Raw genomic sequence first — 23,170 nt, 5'->3', positions numbered from 1 at the left:
TCGACTTAGCTTTCATTCTTTGTTGCTCCTAATCTAGTTTTAATATTCTATAGGTCATTAAACTCTAACTTTTCAAATTTTTTATAATCGTTAAATAATTCCGGTAAAACATGATAATAATTGGCATTCGGCTTTAATTTGAATGTGTTGTTTTGAATAAGTATCTCTCGCGATTTAGGATATCCTGTGAAATTATCCGCTTCTTGATAATAATGTTTTTCTGAAAGAGCATCCTCTATTTTAGCTTCGAAACCATAATTTTTAAAAAACGTATTTTTTGGTATTGTATATTCACCGTTTCCGTAAAGTCGACCAAAGTAATTTCCTTGAGATTTTGTGTGTTTAATGATATCATATTTAAACTCTAAAAAGTTTGGTACAGTTAATCTTATCGTAGCGCCCGGATCTTGATAACATGCTAAATAGGCTTCGGCTCTACATGATAATTGAGTGCTCAAATTCACGCTAGGATGGGAGTTTCCCTGATATAGTCCTGGTTTTTTTACTTCCTGTTTAAAGTTTCTGTACTCAATCCTTAAATATGGCTTATCAAAAGGTCCATAATTAATTTGAAATGGTGCTGCGAAAAGTTCATTGCCTTCTTTTAGCAGCGCTAACTGAAATGCAATTGGCACACCGGGGTTTTCTTTTGAATAGGTACTATTGGCAGTCAAGGTCTGAATAAATCCTGCCAGCCCCTGGATTTTTTCCGCTGGGGATGAGTCCGATCCGACACCTGTATATTTGACTTTAATGGAAGCTTCGTTGATTATTTTCTTCTCTTCTTCGGTCATATCTCTGCCGAGCCCAATAATGCCTTTAAGGATATCAATCTGTTTATAGACGGCCTTGTATAATTTTTCGCTGCTATATCCAGATTCAATCACCATGATTCCCATTCTGCCATAAGTTACACTTTTGACAAAAAGAGGGGTCACACCGCCTGTAATTTTCTGCATATCTAACCCTCTAGGATCGAATAATTTATCATACCCATTGTAGTCCTCGACATCTATAGTGAAATTTTCCTGTGCAAACCGGATCTTCATAGCCGATTTTGAGGCAATCATATGATTCTCGCCTTGTTTTATTGTCTTCGTGTCGACTAAGAATGCATCTATTTTTTTATTAAAACCATATAGCGTCTTTAATTCTTCATAGACGCGAAAAGTATCTCTATCCACGTCCAATTTGGCGGCGCCGATATCATCGGGATATAAGCGCTCTAAATCATTCAAAGCTGCATTAAATAGTGCTCTTTCTGCAATGGGCCTGGGTAAGTTTGTATAAGCAACTTTATCTGGCGAAATAGGCATAGATGTAGATATAGTGACTGGACGAATATGATCTGAGATTCCAAGTAACATTTTGGGATCAAAATTCGGACCATCTACACTTCTACCATCAATAATTGAACCCGGATAGATAATCTTGCTCATCTCTGGTTCCACAATGGTAAACATCTGTGCCTTATATTTCTGATACAGGAAGATCTGAGAACCTTTCACGTCTATCGTGTCAGGTTCCCTTTCTACCCAAGCACGTTTGCCACCACTCCTAGATGGGTTGTCGGTGCTGCTTTTTTTTACGAATCCATGGGTATCGATCGGTTTGGGAAATGCATTCGTGTTTATGGTGAACGGATCTAATCTTGGATCTTTCAATGCCTTCAAGCTATCGTCAAGTGTAGTTTTGTGAACATCAAAATGATCTTTTGAACATCCCCAAACAACTAAAAGCAGGCAGAAGTAATATAATATATTTTGGGTTTTTTGGATATTTCTTTTTTTATAACTTTTTAGTGTTTTATTCATTTTAATTTTCATTTTTTTAAGTCGCGAGCTAAACTACTTGGACATTATGAATTCTAGATAATTAATAGCGCTGAATATTGAAAACAGTTTTAAACCTAGAATTGTCTTTTAGGTACTTGGCAGTATAGGAGATCGGTACACCTGGATCACTGGCTGTAAACGTTCCCACGTTTTCTGATATAAAATTTGAGAGGTTCTCCGGATCAGGATCCAACAATAACTGAACTGTATTACTCCCTATTTTGCTCCCTAATAAATAAATTGTTATTCTACTGCCAGCGAACAGCGATTTTTCTTCTTGTGTGTATGATTCTGTCGTTTTTTTCAAAATTTTCTTAACGACTTTTTCGAAGACACTTTTCATATCATTACCGAGCTTATTGGATTCCAGTACTAGTAAACCAAAGCGACCATAAGTAACCGAATTGATATAGACTGGAGAAAAACCATTAAATAAATTGGGCGGAATTGATTTAATATCAATAAGTTCTCCCTCTACTGGATCAGACATATCAAAGGTGAAATTTTTGACAGTATAGCTGGCAACATATTTCGAAAAATATCTGGTTGAATTAGAGCTTTCGTTAAATGAAGTGTTTGTCGAAGAAAATAATTTTTTCTCATTTACATTATAGCCAAATGCAAGCTTGACTTCTTCATATTTATTGAATCCCGCAAAGTATTGAGTAAAATCAACAATGGTCTCGCCGGAAAAGTCCGGTGCCATCAAAGCGTCTCTTAAAAACATCCTGCTATTCGCTAGACTTGCAGTTGGTATTGTTCCAAATGATTTGCTTGATGGGAATGAAAGTTGCACACTGATTGGCGCTCTATCATAGCCGAAAAGAGTTTCAAATTTATCAGTTGCTATCGAGGATGCTTTTAAAATGGCCCCCGGATAGATGTAACTCGAGTTTGATGGGGTTACTATCATTTCGTCAGACTCATAATATGAAACGGTCCCGACTCCCGATGCGGTTGTTGTGTCCCGTAGATGGGTCAAAACAGCTTTTTTACTTTTGCCAGATAAGGATTCTGCTTCAAGTTTCTTGTTTTCAACAATAACCGGTGCGATAGGCTCGATTTTTAAATCTTTAAAATAATTTGATAGTAAATTTTTTTTACTCTTTTCCATATCGGCGCTCTTTTGATAGGGAGTGTCCTTTTTACATCCGATTATTACTAGAAAGAATAAGATGGATAGAATATACAGTTTTCTTCTCATGACCATTGTTGATTATTATAGGAAATTAATATGTAATATTCAGTTGAAACTTATTCCTGAAAGTTCCAAAATCACGTAAATAGTTCAATGAATAATACAAAATAGCTCCCGGATTTTCTGGTGTAAAGTTTCCATTTTGGGCAATTACCTTTGCAAATCCCGCTAGACCTCCTGTTACTGCCTCAACGGTGCTTTTTCCATCTACTCCGACTATATAAACCTTTATTCTTGCATTTTGGATGATTGCTTTTTGTTCCTTGGTAAGTCGTAAATTAAGTTCTGCATAAAATTTATCACCCAATTTTTCCGTAGCGGATAAACCTAACATTTCGGCTGAAAGGTTGAAAGCTACGTTCAATGTTTGTTTTACCATTGAATAAGATGAATCAGACTCCATGATGAATATTCCCTTGCGCCCATAGGTTACTGAACTTACAATTAACGGTTCGTATGGTCCAATTGTTTTAATATCAAAGCTTTCCTTTAAAAAAGGTTCATATATAGGTGGTTCTATATTAACAGAAAAGTTTTCTTGCGTAAATTCCGCGCGCACTTTTGTCTTGAAACTGGACTTGCTAAGTGTATCCAAATAGTCAATTTTCAATATTTTTCCTAAATCCAAATTTGCACCAAATGATTTTTTCAGCTCCTCAGTCTTCTGAAATTGGCTCTGTTCATAGGTAAACGATTGAATTTGGATACCGGAACCCGCTTTTAGCGCATTTCTCAAATATTCATTCTCTACTCTTTTTGATGGTAAGGTAGTTCTATAAATACTGTCAGTAGGGAAGTTTACATATATAGTGATTGGATTACGATGTTGTGGAGAAATAAAGACCGTTTTAACATTGTCAACATTAATTGCATCCTCTCCTTTAATAATAGCTCCAAGGTATAATTGTCTTCTGGTTTCGTCTAGGACAGCTGGTATTTCGGTAGATTCATAAAAATCAGTTTTCCCTTTTCCGTTAGCCCATGTACTGTCCCTTAGAAAGGTCATGGAGTTTTGCTTTGTTTTGTTGAACAGCCCTTGTATTCCATTCTTTTCAAAATTGGATAAGTTAAATATTGTAGGTTCAAAGGTGTACTTTTTGAAACCTTTGGCTTGGGTGTTGATTTCTTTTTCCTCATTTGGTACCAAATCTTTTACTTTGGAACACGATGTGGCCAGTAAGCCGATCAATGTTACCGGTAGGATAATACTTTTAATAGTTTTCACGTGTTTTTTTTTATAAAATTAAGCGGCAAAGTTATTAAATTATATTAATTTACTTTTCCTTAAACATATTACTACACATTTGTGTATTGCTATTATCAATACTTATTTGAATTTATGATAATTTATATCAACAGTGCAGCCTTCAAAACGAATTAGAAATATTCTATGTTTAATAATAGATGGAGAAAAATTTAGCAATAAGCGGATTTTTATCCAATCAATTGCAAAATGATTAACTTGTATGTTAATAGCAACAAATACTACTCATTATTGCGGCAAAAAAAGAGTGAGGTAATGGTTTTTCTTGCTGCTTTTGATCCGGTAGGACAAAAAGGGGACCAAGGCGATGTTTAATGTTTAAAATTTAACTCATTAGTCTTATCGTTTGAATAAGCTACACACTTTAATATCACCGGTGCATCCGGATTTGTTGGATTTAAATACGGGGGCAAAGATCAGTCTCTTAGCAATACAATGAGCTAGGTAGCGAATAATCATTTCAGAGAAGTCAAGATGTGCCTATGTAAAAGGGGGAGATAGAAACATGCGTTTGCATGCTTTTAAAGATTAGGTGAGTTTACTAACAATAGGTGGGGATGCATCCTAAAGGACAAATATAGTTCTTTTTTGATATATTATAACGACAGTAGTAAAGGCCCTTGAAAATTTTAATTTTTAATTTATCATTTTAATCAAATTTATAGTACACTAAATATCAATATACTTGGTAAGGGAGCTCTTGTGGTATCATTAGAAGGGTATGATTGATGAGGATTGATCAGCGCCCTAGATGGCCGTTGGTAAATAGAAAAGTTGGCAATAAAAGCTTGCACCAGAGAAGTTCTGTTCTTTTAAAATTACTATACTAATTTTAGATTTTTCAGTTTTATGAGATATTTGCAATGCACAGCTATGCTGGAGTGTCGGTACAAGACAGGTACATAAAATCGGGTGCTTGAGGCCTTGATCGTACAGAAAAAGTATACTCTTAAAGTACTGTGATAAAACTAACAACCTTTTTTAAAATCAATTATGAAGTGGAAACTGATTTCACATACATGAATTATGTTAACGTTAAAAATCAGGTATTCTTAAATGTTTATTTACAGAGAAATTGTAAAGAATATTGTTAATTTTTACTATGCCTGTATAGTTTAATTAATTCATTTTACTCTTTCGCAAATTACTAATGTTGAAAATAGCTATCGCAATCAATATTATACCATAAGCTACATACTTAATGAATGGGACAGGTTCTTGAAAATAGGTCGCTGCCAAAGTAAATGCGATCAGCGGATTAATATACAAAAGAACACCAGTCGTGGTGGATGAAATGCCGATGAGGGCATACATGCTCAAAAAAAGAGGGATGATCGTAAACAGAGATGCGATGAGCACTATGGTGCCCCAAAACACGGGCTCATTAGGGATGGTGTGATGATTATAGATCAGTTTGGGTATCACAAACAATGCACATATACTGAGTTGAAGGACCAATTGATTGAGCTTGTCAAAGCCTGTCGATACCCGTTGCACGATCAGATAAAACGCGTAACAGGATGCGATAGTAATCGCCCATAGGACATCATTCAATGAACCTCTTGCCAGTAGGCATACGCTGCTGAAAGCGATGAAAAGTGCAATTTTTTGCCATCCAGTCAATTTTTCCTTGAGCATGAGATAGGCTCCTGCCGCGGTAATTAGGGGGCAGGTCAGATAGGCCAATGCGGCGGATTGAATGCTCACATGGTTGACAGCATAGATGTAAGTAAACCAGTTCCCAAAAATCAGCGCGGAGGCTACAAGCATAAGGCCCGTTTGAATGAGCTTGTCTGCCCGTGACAGAAGCCCAAATTTGCGAATATCAGCTGCTAGCATTTTTCTCCGAAAAAGAAGCAAGTATACCCATAAGACCAACAGGGCGGTGATAATTCTAAAATAAAGGATATCTTCGGCAGGATAGCCACGTATCCACCTTACAGGTATAGACATAAATCCCCAAATAAAGGGAGCCAAAAAAGCCGCGAAAAGATATTTTCCGCGGCTTGCTGTTTCGTTGCTATTTTCCACGGATTAATCTTTCCACGCAATGACTGAAATCTCGACATTTACATGCTTCGGCAATGTTTTTACCGCAACACACTCCCGGGCTGGCTGGGCTTCTTTAAAATATTCAGCATAGACTTCATTGACTAAAGCAAAATTTTCCATATCACTTAGGAAAATGGATGCTTTGACAACATCTTCAAAAGTATATCCAGCATTTGTCAGGATAGCTTCGATATTTTTCAGCACCTGATGCGCCTCGTCTTTTATACCAGATGCAATTAACTCCATTGTTTCGGGAACCAGTGGGATTTGCCCAGAGACATATAATGTATTGCCAGCTTTAATCGCCTGGTTATAGGGGCCTATTGCAGCCGGAGCTTTGTCCGTATTGAAGATTTCTTTTTTTGACATGAATTACAGTGTTTAGGAAGTAAAAAATATTTTGTAGATCAGTCCCAATAAAAAGACAATAATGGCCGTTGCATTAATAATATGCATGGCTTTTATATTCCCATTCGTCGGGCGTTCTGCATTGCGCTTTCTAAATAAGTACATGGAACTAAGTTACAACAGTAAATTAGAAAGTTAAAATGAAAAGATCAAAAACTTTGAGCGTACATTTATCGACTGTGAAACAAATCGTTTACAAGGGACAGTATATTTTCGAATTTTGGTAAATTGGTAAACGAAATAAAAATCTATGAATAAGCTAGCGTTAATTGGAGGTAAGATATATACTGGTGAGGCGATCTTTGAAGAAAAAGCATTACTGATTAATGAAGGTAAAATTGCCGCAATTGTTGATAAGCATGATGTGCCTACGGATTACACCAGTTATCCAGTCAATGGGTGTAATATTTGTGCAGGACTGATCGATCTGCAACTGTATGGCGACGGATCGGACTTGTATTCCGCCGAGCGTAGTGTAGCCTCTTTGGAACGCATCGCCGAGGGCTTGGTCGGTAAAGGCACGACTTCTTTTATGATGACCCTGGCGACCAATACCATACCCGTCTTTAAGGATGCCATTCGCGTGGCAGAAGGCTTCCGGCACGATGCATTTTTAGGGTTACATCTAGAAGGTCCCTTTTTGAATCCTAAAAAACGAGGTGCGCATCCTGCGGAATTAATCATCGAGCCTACAAAGGAAAAGATTGACGAGCTCTTGGCGGGAAATCAGGTTGTCAAGATGATGACCATAGCACCCGAATGTATATCAGACGATTTGTTACAGCATTTACAGGGTTATAATTTGCTGCTCAGTGCTGGGCATAGTGATGCTACATTTGAAGAAGGAACGCGCGGCTATGATCTTGGGATCCCAACAAGTACCCATCTATTTAACGCCATGTCGCCTTTGCACCATCGCGAAGTTGGGTTGGTTGGCGCGATTTTTAACCATTCGACAGCGCGGGCAAGTATTATTGTCGACGGGCATCACGTCAGCTTTGAAGCTGTGAAAATTGCGAAACGTCAGATGGGAATGCGTCTGTTTATGATTACCGATGCTGTAGCCGCTTGCGATAAAGATATCTATCAGCATGTACTGAATGATGGCTATTACTCGCTGCCGGACGGAACCATTTCGGGGGCGGCAATCTCCTTATTTGAGGGCGTGAAAAATGCGGTGCAAAAGGTGGGCATACCACTCTATGAAGCGATCCGAATGGCGACGGTGTATCCGGCAAACCTGCTAAAGCGAGCGGATATCGGAAATCTAAATGCAGGAAGCATAGCGAATGTCATTGTCTTTAATGACGATTTTCAGCTGGAACAGGTGATCTTTAAAGGCGAGTTAAAGCGCTGATCCATTTCGCAGAAGATTGGCCCATTGTCCAAGATTGACTAATATTATATGTATCTTCGTTCGTTATTTTGAAAAAACACTATTCTATAGATTGATGAAACGTTCCCTATTATTTTTAGCGACAGCACTTTTTGTTTTATCTTCTTGTTCATCCAAGAAAAATAAGAAACACGAGCCTGTCAATACCACAACGACCAATGTCGAAATTGTAAAAAAGGATCCTCCCACATTACCTAAGCGCGAACGGGTGAAAAATACAGTTGAGACAAAAGCGCAGCCAGTTGCAGAGAAAAAGAAGGACATTGTCGTCAATCTCCCAGCTTTACCCCGTGAGTTTCGTGCAGCCTGGGTGGCCTCTGTTGCCAATATCAATTGGCCGAGCAAAAATAACCTGAGTACAGCAGAGCAGCAACAGGAAGCTATAGGTATTTTAGATTTCTTGAAAAATAATAATTTTAATGCAGTAATTTTTCAGGTGCGTCCATCAGCAGATGCATTTTATAAAAGTGATCTTGAGCCTTGGTCATATTTTTTGACGGGAACAGAAGGGCAGGCACCATCCCCTTATTATGATCCCCTAGATTTTTGGGTAGAACAGGCACATAAAAGAGGGATCGAGCTTCACGTTTGGTTAAACCCTTACCGTGCACATCATACTGCTGGCGGTGCTGTTACGTCTGCTTCTATGGCACGTAAAATGCCCGAATCTGTTGTCAAACTCAAACAAGGGTATTACTGGTTTGATCCATCCAAACAATCTACGCAGGACCATGCTGCTCGCGTGGTAATGGATATTGTCAAACGTTATGATATCGATGGCGTACATTTTGACGATTACTTCTATCCTTATGCTGAATATAATGGTGGCCAGGATTTTCCTGATTTGGACAGTTACAATGAATACAAACGTAATGGTGGTACGCTTTCCCGAGGTGACTTCCGGAGAAATAGTGTAAACACCTTTATCGAGCGTATTTATAAAGATATTAAAAAGGAAAAGAATTTTGTCAAATTTGGGATCAGCCCGTTCGGCATCTGGAAACCTGGTTATCCGGCAGGGATCCAGGGATCGAGTCAGTATGATATGCTTTATGCGGATGCTAAATTATGGTTGAACAAAGGTTGGATCGACTATTTTGCTCCCCAATTGTATTGGCCGATACAACCCGCTAAGCAGAGTTATACCGCGCTGTTAAAATGGTGGGAAAGTGAAAATACCTTGGGACGCCACCTTTGGCCGGGTATCAATACAGTGGGCAGGCGCGGGACAGAATATGTTCAAGAAATTGTTAATCAAGTAGAGGCTGCACGGACACTATTGCCTGATAATCGGGAGGGTGTAATCCACTGGAGTTTGGCAGGGCTGACCAAAAACCCGGCCATGACACAGGCTTTGGTTAATGGACCCTACCAGGTGAAAGCGCTGGTGCCAACAAGTCCCTGGTTAAATGCAAATCCACTTTTGAAACCATCCTTGTTACTAACGCCGCAAGGTGGAAATATTTTTGCGAAGTGGCAGCATCAGCAAATTGATCAGGTTGCAAAATGGGTATTGTATCTCAACTATGGGGGGGTATGGCAATACGAGATTTTGGATACTGGAGTCACGAGTAAAGAGATCCCAATGACATCGAACAACAAAAAGCTTCAGTATGTTGCGGTAAAAGCTGTCGATCGTCTGAGTAATGAAGGACCGTATGCTGCTGAGCATATAAAATAAGTGGTTTCCAGACCATCAGGATTAAAGAAAAGGGATATCTGTATTACGGATATCCCTTTTTTGAGAAATTAACTATCCCCAACCGTGTTTACCAAGTTGTCAATGTTTTGCTTTGAATTGTAACCGATCCGATGTACATTTATAGGTATGGAGGAAATCTATAAAACAGTAAGCGATTCTGTGATTCGGATGTCACAGCTGATGTTGCCATCCAATGCTAATTTTGGCGGTAAAATTCACGGGGGCTATATTTTGTCCTTGATGGATCAGATCTCATTTGCTGTTGCTCCCAAATTTTCAGCGCATTATTGTGTGACGGCTTCGGTTGGCAAAGTGGATTTTTTGAAGCCTATTGAAGTGGGCGAACTCGTTACCTTGATCGCTTCGGTAAATTACGTGGGCAACTCATCTATGGAAGGCGGTATTCGAGTAGAAGCGATGAACATTCAGACGGGCGAAACCAAACATTGTAATTCCTCCTACTTTACGATGGTGGCCAAAGATGAAACAGGGAGGCCAGCCCGCGTACCGAGGTTAATACTGGAGACTGAAAAAGACATATTTTTGTTCTACCGCTGTGTGGTGAAGATGGAAGTTGACAAAGAAAGAGATCGTGCCATTCACGACATGGAAACAGACTCTGCCGAGCAGCAAGCTTATATTCAGAAACACTTTGATGTACAGATCAATCTTGCTCCGTAGCAGATTGAAGGCTTCACTACCATTCGACAGTACCTAGATATTTGCTGTCTGTACATTCGTCGCTTCCATCTGATTTATGGAAGAACACATAGATGTGGTAGGTGCCAATATGCTCTTGTCTTAGAAGTTTTACCGTTTGTTTTTGTTGGACAAGCGTATTCATGCCCTCATTGGCAAATGCAAGTTCTTCTGGGCCAGATAGAATCAGTCGACAGCTGCTTGCATTGAGGCCAGAAGCTACACTTAGCTTTGTGTCATAATCCCAGAAGAGGGTGAATGTTTCTGTCTCTTTATCTATCTCAAATCTATAGGAGGTAATCGGATTAAGGATTCCTTTACTAATACGGAAGTTTTCATAGTTGATGGCATAGCCCGTTGCGGTTTTTTCTATAGCATTATTAAGATTATAGGACATGGCGTTGCTATAAGCCTTTTTATTGGGGTTATAGTTTTTAAATCCGATCCGTAACAAATAGAGCATTGAGGAGCTGAATTTTTGGATGAGAGAAAACCTTAAACGCGACTGGATTTGATTCACAGTAGGCTTTTTTGTGCTTTTCTTTGGTAAGCCCCTTGCATAGGTTTTGTTTCCATTTGTAACAAAAACTATTGATCCTGCTTTCCCCGAAAGTGTGCCGTTGGCACCGTTTTTAATGACTGCCATAATCGATATCAATTAGTGTTTATTTTTCCCTTAAGTTAACAAATTAATACGTATTTGTCAATATCAAGTTCGGCCTTCTCTCGTTATTTTTACGTAACTAGATCGGTACTTGCTCGGTGTTTCTTCGGTTGTAACCGAAGAAACACCGAGCAAGTACCGAGGAAGTACCGAACAAGCACCGAAGGATCTCCGAAAATGGTATCTATTTGTTAACGTAAATTGTGGTAGACAGGGGCAGCCTGCGTAAGCGCGCTGGTATTTATTGGATGATGCATGTATTGGTGATTTTTTATATTTATGCCTATATTTTTACCATCAAATAATGTAAAACAGGTTCTATGGGCACTTTTAATAAAGATTTTAGATGTTTTTAAGAGATGTTTTGCTTTTATTTTGCTAAGCTGTGCGGTTTTGTATCTATTTTGAGGTGGAATGCCAGTTTTTTTGCTGTTAAATTGTGCGTTAATGTGTTTGTTGTCATTTCTTTTTTAAATAATTGCGCATAAACTTGCATAAATACGATGCTTTTCATAGTATTGTGTAGCAATTGAAAAAACCGTGGACTGGAATCTCCTGTCGCGGGCAATTATTAACAACTAACTAAAAACCATGAATAAAAAATTTCTCTTATTCTGTTCAGGGGTGATGATCTCCACTAGCTTGTGGGCGCAGACCAAAACTGTAACGGGTAAAGTGACGAATGCTTCTGATGGAGGTAACATGGCCAATGTCACCGTGAGTATCAAAGGTAAAGCTGTCAGTACACAAACGAAGCCCGATGGCAGTTTTACGATCAGTGCAGAGCCAGGTGATATTTTGATTTTTAGAGCAGTAGGTTCTCAAGAAAGGCAACAATTAGTTGGCACAAATGCGACGATCAATGTTGCACTTTCTGGTAGCGAGGAAGCTCTCGAAGAAGTTGTTGTGACGGCAATGGGAATCAAGAAGGAAAAAAAGGCGCTAGGGTATGCTGTCCAAGATATTAAATCGGATGAGTTGATGAAGAATAAAAATCCGAATGTGATCAATTCATTAAATGGCAAGATTGCTGGTGTGAATGTGACAAATTCGGGAGGAGCGCCAGGAGCATCTGCTTCCATCGTTATTCGTGGCGGTACATCCCTCGAACGGGATAATCAACCCTTATTTGTTATCGATGGTATGCCAATGGATAATTCCACTGGGCAAGGTGATAATTCCGCCTTTGATGGTAATACGAATATTTCCACCACGAATGGTAATCGTGCGTTGGATTTAAATCCGGAGGATATTGAATCTATATCGGTTTTGAAAGGGCCTGCAGCTGCGGCACTGTATGGCTTGCGGGCAGCAGCGGGTGCTATTGTCGTAACGACCAAAAAGGGGAAAGATGGGGCTACTTCGATAGGAATAAACTCACGCTTTGGTGTGAATTGGGTAAATCGCTTGCCGAAGTTACAAGATAAATTTAAGCAGGGTTCTAATTATAAAGGGAATAGGATTACGGATAATACGTATCTGTCTTGGGGAGATGCTTTTCAACCTGGAGAAACTGTTTATGATAATTTAGGGGACTTCTATCAAAATGCAACGAGTTTTGATAACTCATTCAATGTGTCAGGGGGTAATGCAAAGGGTAATTTTTATTTATCTGGCTCGAATTTAGACCAATCAGGTATTGTGCCCACCACCGATTTTAAACGTACTACTTTCCGATTTAACGGCGAACAAAAAGTTGGTGTTTTTACATTTGGCGCAAACGCATCCTACTCGCATAGTACCACGCAGAAAACCTTAACCGGGTCTGGTCTTTGGGGAGGTTCTGGGTTGGGATATATGGAATCTATTCTAGCTTTTCCGCGTAATGTGGACATGAAAAACTGGATAGATCCTAGTGGCAAACAGATTTTACTGTTACCGAACGTGGCGCTTGAAGATAATGTTGATAATCCGTATTGGACAATCCATAAAAACCCTCAAAATGACAAGACAAACCGTTTTCTAGGGAATGTATATACGAATGTAAAGATTACGGATTGGTTAGATGCGACTTACAAGTTAGGTGTTGATAATTACACCACGAATTTTAGATCCATTATAACGCCCGGCTCAGCCGTAAAGGAAGCTTGGCAAAAAGGAATGCTCTCCGAAAGTATTCGTCAATATAATTATATCAATTCCAATTTTATGTTGAATTTCCATAAACAAATTAAACAGGATTGGGATGTTAATTTCCTGCTGGGTACAACAGCAGAGGATACATATCTTCAAGCAAATTCCATGCGTGCAGAGAAATTCTCTATTCCGAATTTTGAAAGCATAAACAATGCGGATGCAAAGAATAAGTATTTCAATGAATCCATCACCAAAAAAAGATTGCTAGGTGTCTATGGGGATTTGCGTATCGGTTATAAAAACCTATTATTCCTAAGTGCTACAGGTCGTAATGATTGGTCTTCTACCTTGCCGATACAAAATCGTTCGTTCTTTTATCCTTCTTTTTCTGGGAGTTTAATCTTCACGGAACTCATGGAGAAAAGCGATATTTTGAATTATGGTAAGTTGCGAGCTTCATGGGCACAGGTCGGTAAAGATGCGCCTGCTTATCAAACAGCAACCTATTTGTTTGAGCCTCAATTGACCGTTGGGGGTGGGTTTAGAAATTATTGGACGAGGGGTAATGATCAATTGAAACCTGAGACAACGACCTCTTTTGAAGTTGGTACTGATCTGAAGTTATTCAAAAACAAGTTAGGTTTAGAATTTACGTATTATAAAAACAATTCTAAAGATCAAATCTTGCAACCTCGCGTTTCAAATGCAACAGGATATATATTAAGTTTTGTCAATACGGGCGAGATTGAAAATAAAGGTATAGAGGTGTCTATTAATACCTCTCCAATTAAAAAAGAAGATTTTAGATGGGATTTGGCTTTGAATTTCTCTCATAACAAAGGAGTGGTGAAGTCATTGCCAGCTTCTTTACCTATTTTGTATGTTACTGATGTTCAAGTGGGTAATGGAAAGGCTGCTTCTTTTGGTAATGGAAATTTTATGGGTATAAGTGGTTCAACCTGGCAGCGCGATGCTGACGGAAATTTGTTGTTGGATTGGAAAACAGGATATCCGTTGACATCAACCGATGCCACTAAGCCGATAGGGAACAGAGAGCCGAGTTTTATTGGGGGGCTAAATAATACCTTTGTCTATAAAAACTGGGAGCTATCATTCTTATTTGATTTTAGAAAAGGTGGAGATATCTTAAATGGCACAGAGTATCTTTTGGCCTATAATGGCTTAAGTAAAGTGACGGAAAACAGAGGTGATAAACTTTCCTTTACGGGGATGGCGCTTAATCCGGAGACGAAAGCATATGAGATGATTACGAAGGAAGTGGTTGCAACAGAAGACTATTACAGAGATATTTATTCGCTCAATACTCCAAATTTCGTTGAAACTGTAAATTGGTTGCGTCTCCGTTCCTTAAGTCTGACGTATAGCTTGCCTCCTGACTTTTTGAAGCGTTCTAAAATATTTAAAGCGGCATCAGTCACAGCGACCGGAACAAATCTCTGGTTGTGGACAAATTATTCTGGTATGGATCCAGAGGTGAGTGCTGCTGGAGCAGGCGTGATAGGTTCTGGTTCTGTAGGTGTGGATTATGCTGGTGTACCGGCGACTGCTGGAGTAACCTTTGGTTTAAATCTAAAGTTTTAAAAAATGAAAAAGTTTATTTATATAGTAGCTGCAGCCTCAGCACTCGCTTTGGGTTCGTGTAGCAAATGGCTTGATGTAAATGAAAACCCTAATTCGGCGAATACGACTGTTCCGACAGCTGTGCAACGTTTGCCCCCTATACTGGCTCAATTTGCTGATGGGTATGAAAGTGCCGGCACAAGAGTTTCTTTTATTACACAGCAACTGGCAGTGGTAAATGCGAATAGCAATAACTGGAATTTGACAAGATGGAATCTGACCAATGCCGCTGTGGGATGGCCGTGGCAAGCCTGGTATGTCAATACTGCTGTAAATATTCAGCCGCTGATCGATGCCGCTAATAAGGTGGGCGCAAATCATTATGTGGGTGTTGGTAAGATTATAAAGGCATGGGGTTTTGGATATATGGTCGACTGTTATGGAATTTTGCCTTATGATGAATTTGATAATAAAGATATTCTTACCCCTAAGTTTGATGACGGAGAATATATCTATGGGAAAGTGCTGCCGCTGCTTGATGAAGCAATTTTAGATCTTAGTAAAGCACAAGATCAGTATGCACCTTCTTTGAAAGAAGGCGATACCTATAACGGTGGTGATGTACAAAAGTGGATAAAATTGGCCTATGGTCTAAAGGCGCGTTTTTTAAACCATTATAGTAAAAAGGCAAATTATAATCCGGATGAAATTCTGTCTTTATTGGCTAAGGCTCCTTCTTCAAGTATTGATGGTACTACGTATCAGTATGTGGATGAAGGTAAAGATGTCAGTGATAATTCTAAAGCTGCTCTGCAATGGGCGAATACCGGTACTACTGCAAGAATAACGAAACTATATTACGACTATATCACCAATAATTATACGGGTGCTCCGACAGGAGCGAATAATATGGTAGACCCTCGCTTGGATCTATTAGTTCCTAGTATGGATAACGGTAAAGGAGCATTGGTGCGTTCAAAAGTGGTGGATATGCAATCTTCTTTACCCGCTACAGGTCCTGTAGCGGTGACTTTCAACGAAAAAAATAATCAGTTTTCCCATGCTGATTCTGTCTATATATCCTTGCGAAGCAATACGGCAGCTTCTACTGGGCGTGTTTTGTCAACCGGAACATGGTATACGCGGAAAGGTGGAAAAGGTTTATTGTTAACCGGTGCCGAAATGAAATTTATAGAAGCAGAGATACGTTTCAAAAAGGGACAGCTTGCTCAGGCTCTCCAGGCGTATAAAGATGGAATTAAAATTCATATGGAAATACTGGGAGTAGCCAGTGGAGATCTGACAAAGTTCTTGGCGAGTACATCTGTTGTTCAGGATGCTTCCAAGCTGACGTTAAGCCAAATTATGATTCAAAAGTATATAGCGCTTTCTTACTCGCAAGAGCAATGGGCAGACTTGCGTAGAATGGATTTTTGCACAGATGCGTCTGGTAATTATAACGAGGCAATCGGTATTTATAAAGGTTTCAATCGTCCTAGTCATGTTTTTGCAAATTCTTTTCCTAATCCAACTGATTGGCCAAGGAGATTTGCAATAGCTTCTTACGAAAACAGCTATAATCTTGACCAAGTGAAAAAGGCCGATCCTGATGCAGGTTCGCCAACATATATTACTAAACCCGTATTTTGGGATAAAAAATAAGTGTATAAACGAATGTTTTTTAAGGCTTGAAGGTATATCCTTCAGGCCTTTTTCAATAGCATGATTACTGACCTAAATTTTTAATTTGTTAGATTTGTATAATGAGATCTATTCTGTTAGTTGTTAATTGCCTCGTGGCGGCGATGTTGTTCGCCCAATCTCCCAAGATCTTTCAAAAACCAATTACTTGGAATCAGGAACGAATACAGCTTTCCTTGGATTATTTGAAAAATAGACATGGTCTGACCCAGTCAGCCCCGATTATTCATCCTAAAATGATTGTTGTGCACTGGACTGCAAACAATAGTGTGAAAGCAACATTCAACACTTTCAATCCGGTGAAATTGCCGGGAAGACCTGAGCTGACCAAAGCAAGTGCTTTGAATGTATCTTCCCAATTTGTCATTGATCGTGATGGCACTATTTACCAATTTTTGCCCGATTCTATCTTTGCGCGACATACAATAGGGCTCAACTATTGTGCGATCGGTATCGAGAATATCGGTAGCCGTCAGTTTCCACTAACCAATGCACAACTGAAAGCTAATGAAGAACTGATTCGCTATCTCAGCAAAAAATACCCGATAGAATTTGTTTTGGGACACCATGAATATCAGCGTTTCAAAAAAACAAGTTGGTGGAAAGAGACAGATCCAAATTATATTACAGGTAAAGACGATCCGGGCGATAAATTCATGAATGAATTGCGGTCAGAGCTGAATGATTTAAAATTAAAGAGACTACCCTAGTCTCTTTTTTTGTTTTGAGAATTTTTAATGTTATTGCCACTTGTTGCGTTTTGTTACTTAATGGTGTCGCTCATACTATTCTCGGTTTTAAGAATGAATTCCATGAAATGGCTCCAATCTGCGGCTTCTACTTTTCCGAATTGTCTTTTTTTTTGCTTTGTTATTCGTTTTTATGAGTTATGTGCTTGACTTTATGCGAACAAAATGAAAATAATAGCTTATGTTTTGCATTTTTGTGCTATATTAGAGGTGAAAAGAAGAACAAACCAATATTTTTACCTAAAAATAGCAGCTGCTTATGAACAAATAATGTGCGTATTTTGCGTTTTGTTACCGTACTAGGTTACGGTGCAACCTATTTAAAACCGAATTGATCTAATGAATTAAAATTTAAAATTATGAAAAGGAGTTTGCTCATTTTTTTGGGTTTACTATGTTTTTGTGGTGCTGCCCTAGCACAAAAAAATATTGCCGGCAGAGTGACCAGTGCAAGTGGAGCCGGTTTGGCTGGAGTTACCGTGCGGGAGACTGGAAAAGGGGGGCAGGCAGCGACGAATAGTCAAGGTAATTACAAGATAACAGTTTCTGAAGGTGCGTCTTTGGTATTCCGATATGTGGGGTATCAATCGCAGGAAGTTGCGGTAAATGGCCGGTCAGTCATCAATGTTGTTCTCCAAGAGAATAATGCATCCCTAGATGAAGTTGTGGTAACAGCGATGGGTATTGAGCGGTCAAAAAAATCCTTGGGTTATTCTACACCGAAAGTTAGCGGAGAGGATGTTTCGGATACACAGCGGGAAGGTTTTTTTCAAGGCTTGCAAGGACGTGTACCGGGCTTGTCCATTAACAGTACGTCGGGTATGCCCGGCGCCTCGGCTCAAATCGTGCTTCGGGGTTTTGCCTCTATTTCAGGGGATAATAATGCATTGATTGTTGTCGATGGCGTGCCGATTAACAATTCGACAGTCAATGAAAATGATCTAGCAATGAATGGAGCCAATCGGGATCTGGATTATTCCAATCGGGCACTGGATATTAACCCTTCGGATATTGAAACTTATGTCGTGATGAAGGGGCCAGAGGCAACAGCATTATATGGGAGTTCGGGTGCTGGAGGTGCAATCATTATTACAACAAAGAAAGCTAAGAGTGGTAAATTTGGGGTTGATTATAGCTATTCGGGAAGAATGGAGTTTGTTAATAAATTTCCTGAACGGCAGTATACCTACATGCAAGGGTTGAATGGGAATTATGATGGTACATCCTCCTACGCATTAGGTCCAAAATACAAGGAGGAAATGCTGTTGCATAAAGATAATGTGAAAAATTTCTTTCGTCATGGATATAATCAAAAGCATAACTTAACCTTTAATGGTGGTAATGAAAATCTAAGCTATCGCTGGTCAAATGAATATAATGATAATACGGGTATCGTTCCCAATACACGTTACACGCGTTTCTCTTCGCGATTAAATTCTACTGCTAAATTTTCAAATAAATTTGAATTGAATACTTCTTTCAACTTTATCTTTTCGGACAATGATAAAGCAAGAAAAGGAACTACAGGTTATTTAATGACACTGATGCGCTTTAATCCGCTCTACGACGTCAGGAATTGGATCGATGAAAAAGGCAATCGTGTATTAAATACCAAGGATATTTATAATGAACTGGATAACCCTTTTTGGGATGTGTATCGGAACATTGCCAACGATAAAACCAACCGCACGCTGGCTTCTTCAAATTTTACCTATAAACCATTGTCCTGGCTCAGATTTGAAGGTGTTGTGGGGATAGATTATTCCAGCACAAAAGGTGAAAGCGTTTATCATCCGCAGTCCTATTCCGGCTCGGGTTCCTCCACTTCACCTACCGGTGGTAAGTATAGTACTTATCAGAATAATACGCGTATCCTGTACGGTAATGCGCGTTTTTCGGCCAATAAAACTTTTGGTGATTATTCAATCAGTGCGTTTTTAGGTGGTGAAATTCGCGATCAAAGCTCAATTACGGATTCGCAATACGGAACTAATTTTTTTGATCCGAACTTCTACAGTATCAATAATACCTATGCGTCGACGCGTCTGGCAAAAAATATCATCAACAACTACCGGTCTATCGGATTCTTTGGTCAGGCTGTATTAGGGTATAAAACTTTGCTGTATCTGACCTTATCTGGGCGTTTGGATGGGACATCACGTTTAATGCCGAATGATCCCTATTTCTCATATCCTTCGGGTTCTTTGGCCTTTAATTTTACAGATTTAAATCCAATTAAGGCAGTCTCGGATGTGATTTCAGATGGAAAAATTAGATTTTCAGCAGGTAAAACAGGTAAAGGGCCACTTCGGTCTTATTTTATCAAATCGAATTATGAGCCTCAGTACTCTACAGGCGGTGGATATGCTTATGGTTTCAATGGGGGAAATGATAAACTCGTTGCTGAAATGACGAATGAGCTTGAGGCTGGGATAGAATTTTCTTTGTTTAAAAAGTTTGTTTCTTTTGATTTTAGTTATTTCTCCAGACTGAGTGATGGTCAGATTATTTTGCCCCGACTGAGTTATGGCTCGGGCTTCGTTTTAAAAATGATGAACGGAGGTAAAGTCAAAAATGTGGGTACCGAGCTTCAGGCAATATTCAATCCGATTGTCAAGAATAATTTCAACTGGAACCTTGTGTTCAACTTTACCCAATATAAAGGCCGTGTGTTGTCGCTAGCTGAAGATTTGCCGGAACTGTATGATTCGGATACTTGGCTGCTCAGCGGGGTGCGCTCGGCTGTATTGCCTGGTTACAGTATGGGTGCTCTTTCCGGAACGCAGTTTATGCGTAATACGAAAGGCGACGTACTGATCGATCCGGCAACTGGTTTGCCGGTCGCTGGGACAGACCGCTATTACCCGATTGCCGACCGCCTGCCGAAGTTTACGCTGGGGATGGTCAACAAGTTCAATTATAAAGATTGGTACCTGACATTTTTGTGGGACTGGCGTAAAGGTGGCGATGTATTGAATGGACTGGATTATAATATGTATACGCTGGGTATGTCGACGAAAACGCTAAATAGAGAAGATCCGCGGGTGATAAGGGGTGTTTTGAAGGATGGATTGGAGAATTCGGAAAATCCTACAATCAACCATATTGCGGTAACACCATATACTTCCTCCGCTTATTATTTTACCAATATCGAGCCGGGTATGTTCGTGGAACGGAATATCTACACAATGAGACTGCGTGATATTACGTTAAGTTATCGGTTGCCAAAAAGACTGACACGGTTCTTAGGTGAAAGGTCTTCACTAAAGGCGTTTTTTACAGCTACTGACCTCGTTATGTTTACAAATTATACTGGATTGGATCCCGAAAGTAACTCGAATACAACCGGCATAGGTGGAATGGGAGGATATGGAATAGATTTTGGTAATATGGCCAGACCGAAGGGCTTCAACCTTGGCGTTAACCTACAATTATAAAATTATGAAAGCAAAAATAGTCACGGCTTTGTTGTTATTGACTTTGATAATGACAGGTTGTAAAAAATTTATGGATATCAATGATAATCCATCTTATCCACAAAATGTTAAGGCCGAGATTTTGTTGGCTCCCATTATATTTCATATGGCAAACGGTTATGCGCAGGATCAGACCATTATGAATAAGTTTAATCAGTCCATTATGGGAGCTTCTGCTGACGATGCTTCAAAAGTTTGGGAAAGGCATGGGTTTAGACTACAGAGTGATGTTGGTGGAGTGATGTGGCGAATGGTCTATTTTAACCATGGGCGGAACCTGGCTAATATGATCAGGGATGCCGTGGAAAATGAGAAATACGAGTATGCAGCAATAGGTTATGCCGTTAAGGCCTGGGGGTACCAAATGCTTACGGATTATCATGGTCCAGTGATTATGAAAGAAGCTTTGCGCGATCAGCTTAGCTTCCAATATGACGATCAAAAAGAAGTTTATGCGCAGGTGAGGGTATGGTGTGATTCTGCTTTGTATTATATGGATCAAAAAAGCCCACTCGATTATAGTGCTAATTTGAGTTCAGAAAAAGGAGACAATCTTTTTCGGGGCGATATGGGTAAATGGCGCAAGTTTGTTTATGGTATTCGCGCCCTTCAGTATATCCATTTGGTGAATAAGCCTGATTTTAAATCAAAATATGCAGATTCTGTTATTTATTACGTCAACCAGTCGTTGGCATCAAATGATGACGATGCGGCGGTTAAGTTTTTGGGCGATAAAGCCGAGACCTCAAGTGTGGTCGGGCCATTGTATGGAGTTTATACGAGTACGTACTATAGCCGTGCCGGTCAACCTATTGTAAGTTATTTATCTGGAGGGCTAAGGGGTATCGTAACGGCGCCTTCACGTGTCGCAAGTGACCCGCGCCTTTTAAGAATAATCAATAGGAATTTAGATAACGCCGCCGATACGGTCTTTTCTGGGGCTCTGCCAAATGTAACCAATTCGGCGACAATTATACCTTCGGTTCTGGGTAAGATCGTGGGAGGTGTGTATGAAGGAAAATTCATTTTTAGAGACAAAGTCGATTTTCCATTGATGACGTATGCACAACTGCAGTTGGTTAAGTCGGAGGCTCTTTTTATTAAGGGATCGCTGCCTGAGGCCTATGAAGCTTATCTGAATGCAATTCGCTCGCATATGACTTTTGTGAACAAGTATATCAATACCAATGCTGAAACTGCTATCAGTGAAGCGCAGATCAAATCATATTTGACGAGTAGTGAAATCCCGCAGACTTCGGCTGATCTGATGCTTTCCGATATTATGGGACAGAAATATATCGTACAATGGGGCTGGGGCGGATTGGAACAGTGGTGTGATCTGCGCAAGTATAATTACGACACGAATATTTTTAAGCAGTATCAGTCACTTAGCGGTTCGGGCTTGCAATATCAGGCTTACTGTTATAGGGTGCGTCCCCGTTATAACTCGGAGTATGCGTGGAATGCAAAAGAGTTGGATAAGTGGGGAGCCTTGGATCCATATTATGTCACCAAACCTACCTGGTTTGTAACAAAAGATAATTAATCCATTAAAGATTAAAGTATGAAAAGTTTGAAAATTATATTAGGTGCCTGCTTGTTTCTTTTTGGTTTTTATTCTTGTGATAAAGCCATACAGAATTTTGGCGATGTGGAATTTATGGGGGCAGACGATGCAATTGTTAAAATCAACATGGCTTCTGTTTATCCAGACGATCGTTATATGTATGTAAAGTTTGATGGCCAGCGCGTTACTCCGCTTATCCGGGGCAGAGAGCCTTTTCCAGGCGGCGGTTATAATACCCGTGGTGATTCTCGTCCGGACTTTCTGAAATGGAAATCGGGTTCTGTTAATGTGCAGGTTGGATTGCCTTATAAGACGGATAGTGGTTTGGATTCCATCATATTATACCAATCTACGGTGAAGTTTGAGGCGGGTAAGCGTTATACGCTGCATGTGACGGATACTGCAAAAAATACAAGAATGATTTTGAATGAAGAAGATTTAACGCGTCCAGATAGTACACAGGCGCGCTACCGTTTTACAAATCTAATGCCTAATGTGGAAGCTATAGATCTCTATTATGGTGCTGCCGTAACATCCTCTGAGCCAACACAGGACTCATTGGTCGCTAAAAATGTGAAGTATTTGGAGACTAGTCCGTATTTTGAGTTAAATCGTATCACAACCCGTACCTGGAAGATACGTCGGGCAGGATCGCCTATCACAAACGCTTCGGTATTAGCTTCTTATTCAAATGCCGGTGCGATTTTGGACCGAAGATCATATACTGTCTATGCGCTGGGGTACGAAGGTTTTACATCTACCATCATGAAACCTTATGTTTCATTTTTCTTAATTCGATAGT

16 protein-coding genes are annotated in these 23,170 nt (G+C 39.7%); 9 read left to right on the top strand and 7 right to left on the bottom strand.

What is annotated here, in order from left to right; all coding sequences use genetic code 11:
• Window positions 1-47: 47 nt before the first annotated feature.
• The 6 genes from B3139_RS14305 to B3139_RS14280 all read right to left on the bottom strand — a co-directional run bounded on the left by B3139_RS14305 (window position 48) and on the right by B3139_RS14280 (window position 6,862).
• Window positions 48-1,814 carry a thiol-activated cytolysin family protein gene (locus tag B3139_RS14305; protein ID WP_293884193.1) on the bottom strand — a complete coding sequence of 589 codons (1,767 nt, stop codon included), beginning with the start codon at window positions 1,812-1,814 and terminating at the stop codon, window positions 48-50.
• A gap of 61 nt (window positions 1,815-1,875) precedes the next feature.
• On the bottom strand, window positions 1,876-3,039 hold the full coding sequence (locus B3139_RS14300; RefSeq protein ID WP_293884191.1) for a thiol-activated cytolysin family protein: 1,164 nt from the start codon (window positions 3,037-3,039) through the stop codon (window positions 1,876-1,878).
• 25 nt (window positions 3,040-3,064) lie between these two features.
• Entirely contained in the window at window positions 3,065-4,258 is a 1,194-nt protein-coding gene (locus tag B3139_RS14295; protein WP_293884189.1) for a thiol-activated cytolysin family protein, read from the bottom strand.
• A gap of 1,158 nt (window positions 4,259-5,416) precedes the next feature.
• The gene (locus B3139_RS14290; RefSeq protein ID WP_293884187.1) at window positions 5,417-6,328 is read right to left on the bottom strand and encodes an EamA family transporter; all 912 of its coding nucleotides are present in this window, start codon (window positions 6,326-6,328) and stop codon (window positions 5,417-5,419) included.
• 3 nt (window positions 6,329-6,331) lie between these two features.
• A complete protein-coding gene (locus tag B3139_RS14285) occupies window positions 6,332-6,718 on the bottom strand; it encodes a RidA family protein (RefSeq protein WP_293884185.1) in 387 nt (128 codons plus the stop codon).
• Window positions 6,719-6,730: 12 nt separating this feature from the next.
• Window positions 6,731-6,862, bottom strand: coding sequence for a DUF6728 family protein (locus B3139_RS14280; RefSeq protein ID WP_293884183.1), 132 nt, complete (start codon window positions 6,860-6,862; stop codon window positions 6,731-6,733).
• A 145-nt stretch (window positions 6,863-7,007) separates the two neighbouring features.
• Between B3139_RS14280 and nagA the strand changes: the two genes are divergently transcribed.
• From nagA to B3139_RS14265, 3 genes are all read left to right on the top strand, one after another.
• Window positions 7,008-8,114: an N-acetylglucosamine-6-phosphate deacetylase gene (gene nagA / locus B3139_RS14275; protein ID WP_293884181.1), complete on the top strand. Its 1,107-nt coding sequence runs from the start codon at window positions 7,008-7,010 to the stop codon at window positions 8,112-8,114.
• Window positions 8,115-8,208: 94 nt separating this feature from the next.
• Window positions 8,209-9,834 carry a glycoside hydrolase family 10 protein gene (locus B3139_RS14270; RefSeq protein WP_293884179.1) on the top strand — a complete coding sequence of 542 codons (1,626 nt, stop codon included), beginning with the start codon at window positions 8,209-8,211 and terminating at the stop codon, window positions 9,832-9,834.
• Between the two features lie 147 nt (window positions 9,835-9,981).
• Window positions 9,982-10,536, top strand: coding sequence for an acyl-CoA thioesterase (locus tag B3139_RS14265; RefSeq protein ID WP_293884177.1), 555 nt, complete (start codon window positions 9,982-9,984; stop codon window positions 10,534-10,536).
• 16 nt (window positions 10,537-10,552) lie between these two features.
• Here B3139_RS14265 and B3139_RS14260 read toward each other — a convergent pair whose 3' ends face one another.
• Window positions 10,553-11,200 carry a DUF6266 family protein gene (locus B3139_RS14260; protein ID WP_293884175.1) on the bottom strand — a complete coding sequence of 216 codons (648 nt, stop codon included), beginning with the start codon at window positions 11,198-11,200 and terminating at the stop codon, window positions 10,553-10,555.
• A gap of 609 nt (window positions 11,201-11,809) precedes the next feature.
• Here B3139_RS14260 and B3139_RS14255 point away from each other — a divergent pair.
• From B3139_RS14255 to B3139_RS14230, 6 genes are all read left to right on the top strand, one after another.
• A complete protein-coding gene (locus B3139_RS14255; RefSeq protein ID WP_293884173.1) occupies window positions 11,810-14,896 on the top strand; it encodes a SusC/RagA family TonB-linked outer membrane protein in 3,087 nt (1,028 codons plus the stop codon).
• Between the two features lie 3 nt (window positions 14,897-14,899).
• The gene (locus B3139_RS14250) at window positions 14,900-16,537 is read left to right on the top strand and encodes a SusD/RagB family nutrient-binding outer membrane lipoprotein (protein WP_293884171.1); all 1,638 of its coding nucleotides are present in this window, start codon (window positions 14,900-14,902) and stop codon (window positions 16,535-16,537) included.
• 101 nt (window positions 16,538-16,638) lie between these two features.
• Entirely contained in the window at window positions 16,639-17,286 is a 648-nt protein-coding gene (locus B3139_RS14245) for an N-acetylmuramoyl-L-alanine amidase (RefSeq protein ID WP_293884169.1), read from the top strand.
• Between the two features lie 398 nt (window positions 17,287-17,684).
• On the top strand, window positions 17,685-20,762 hold the full coding sequence (locus B3139_RS14240; protein WP_209578502.1) for a SusC/RagA family TonB-linked outer membrane protein: 3,078 nt from the start codon (window positions 17,685-17,687) through the stop codon (window positions 20,760-20,762).
• A gap of 4 nt (window positions 20,763-20,766) precedes the next feature.
• Window positions 20,767-22,347, top strand: a complete 1,581-nt coding sequence (locus B3139_RS14235) for a SusD/RagB family nutrient-binding outer membrane lipoprotein (protein ID WP_209578503.1) — start codon at window positions 20,767-20,769, stop codon at window positions 22,345-22,347.
• A gap of 18 nt (window positions 22,348-22,365) precedes the next feature.
• Window positions 22,366-23,169, top strand: a complete 804-nt coding sequence (locus B3139_RS14230; RefSeq protein ID WP_209578504.1) for a DUF4397 domain-containing protein — start codon at window positions 22,366-22,368, stop codon at window positions 23,167-23,169.
• Window position 23,170 lies beyond the last annotated feature (1 nt).

The organism is Sphingobacterium sp. UBA1498, assembly GCF_002325125.1.
GTDB lineage: Bacteria > Bacteroidota > Bacteroidia > Sphingobacteriales > Sphingobacteriaceae > Sphingobacterium.
The sequence above is the reverse complement of the archived record's forward strand: the minus strand, read 5'-3'. Positions and strand labels throughout refer to the sequence as shown.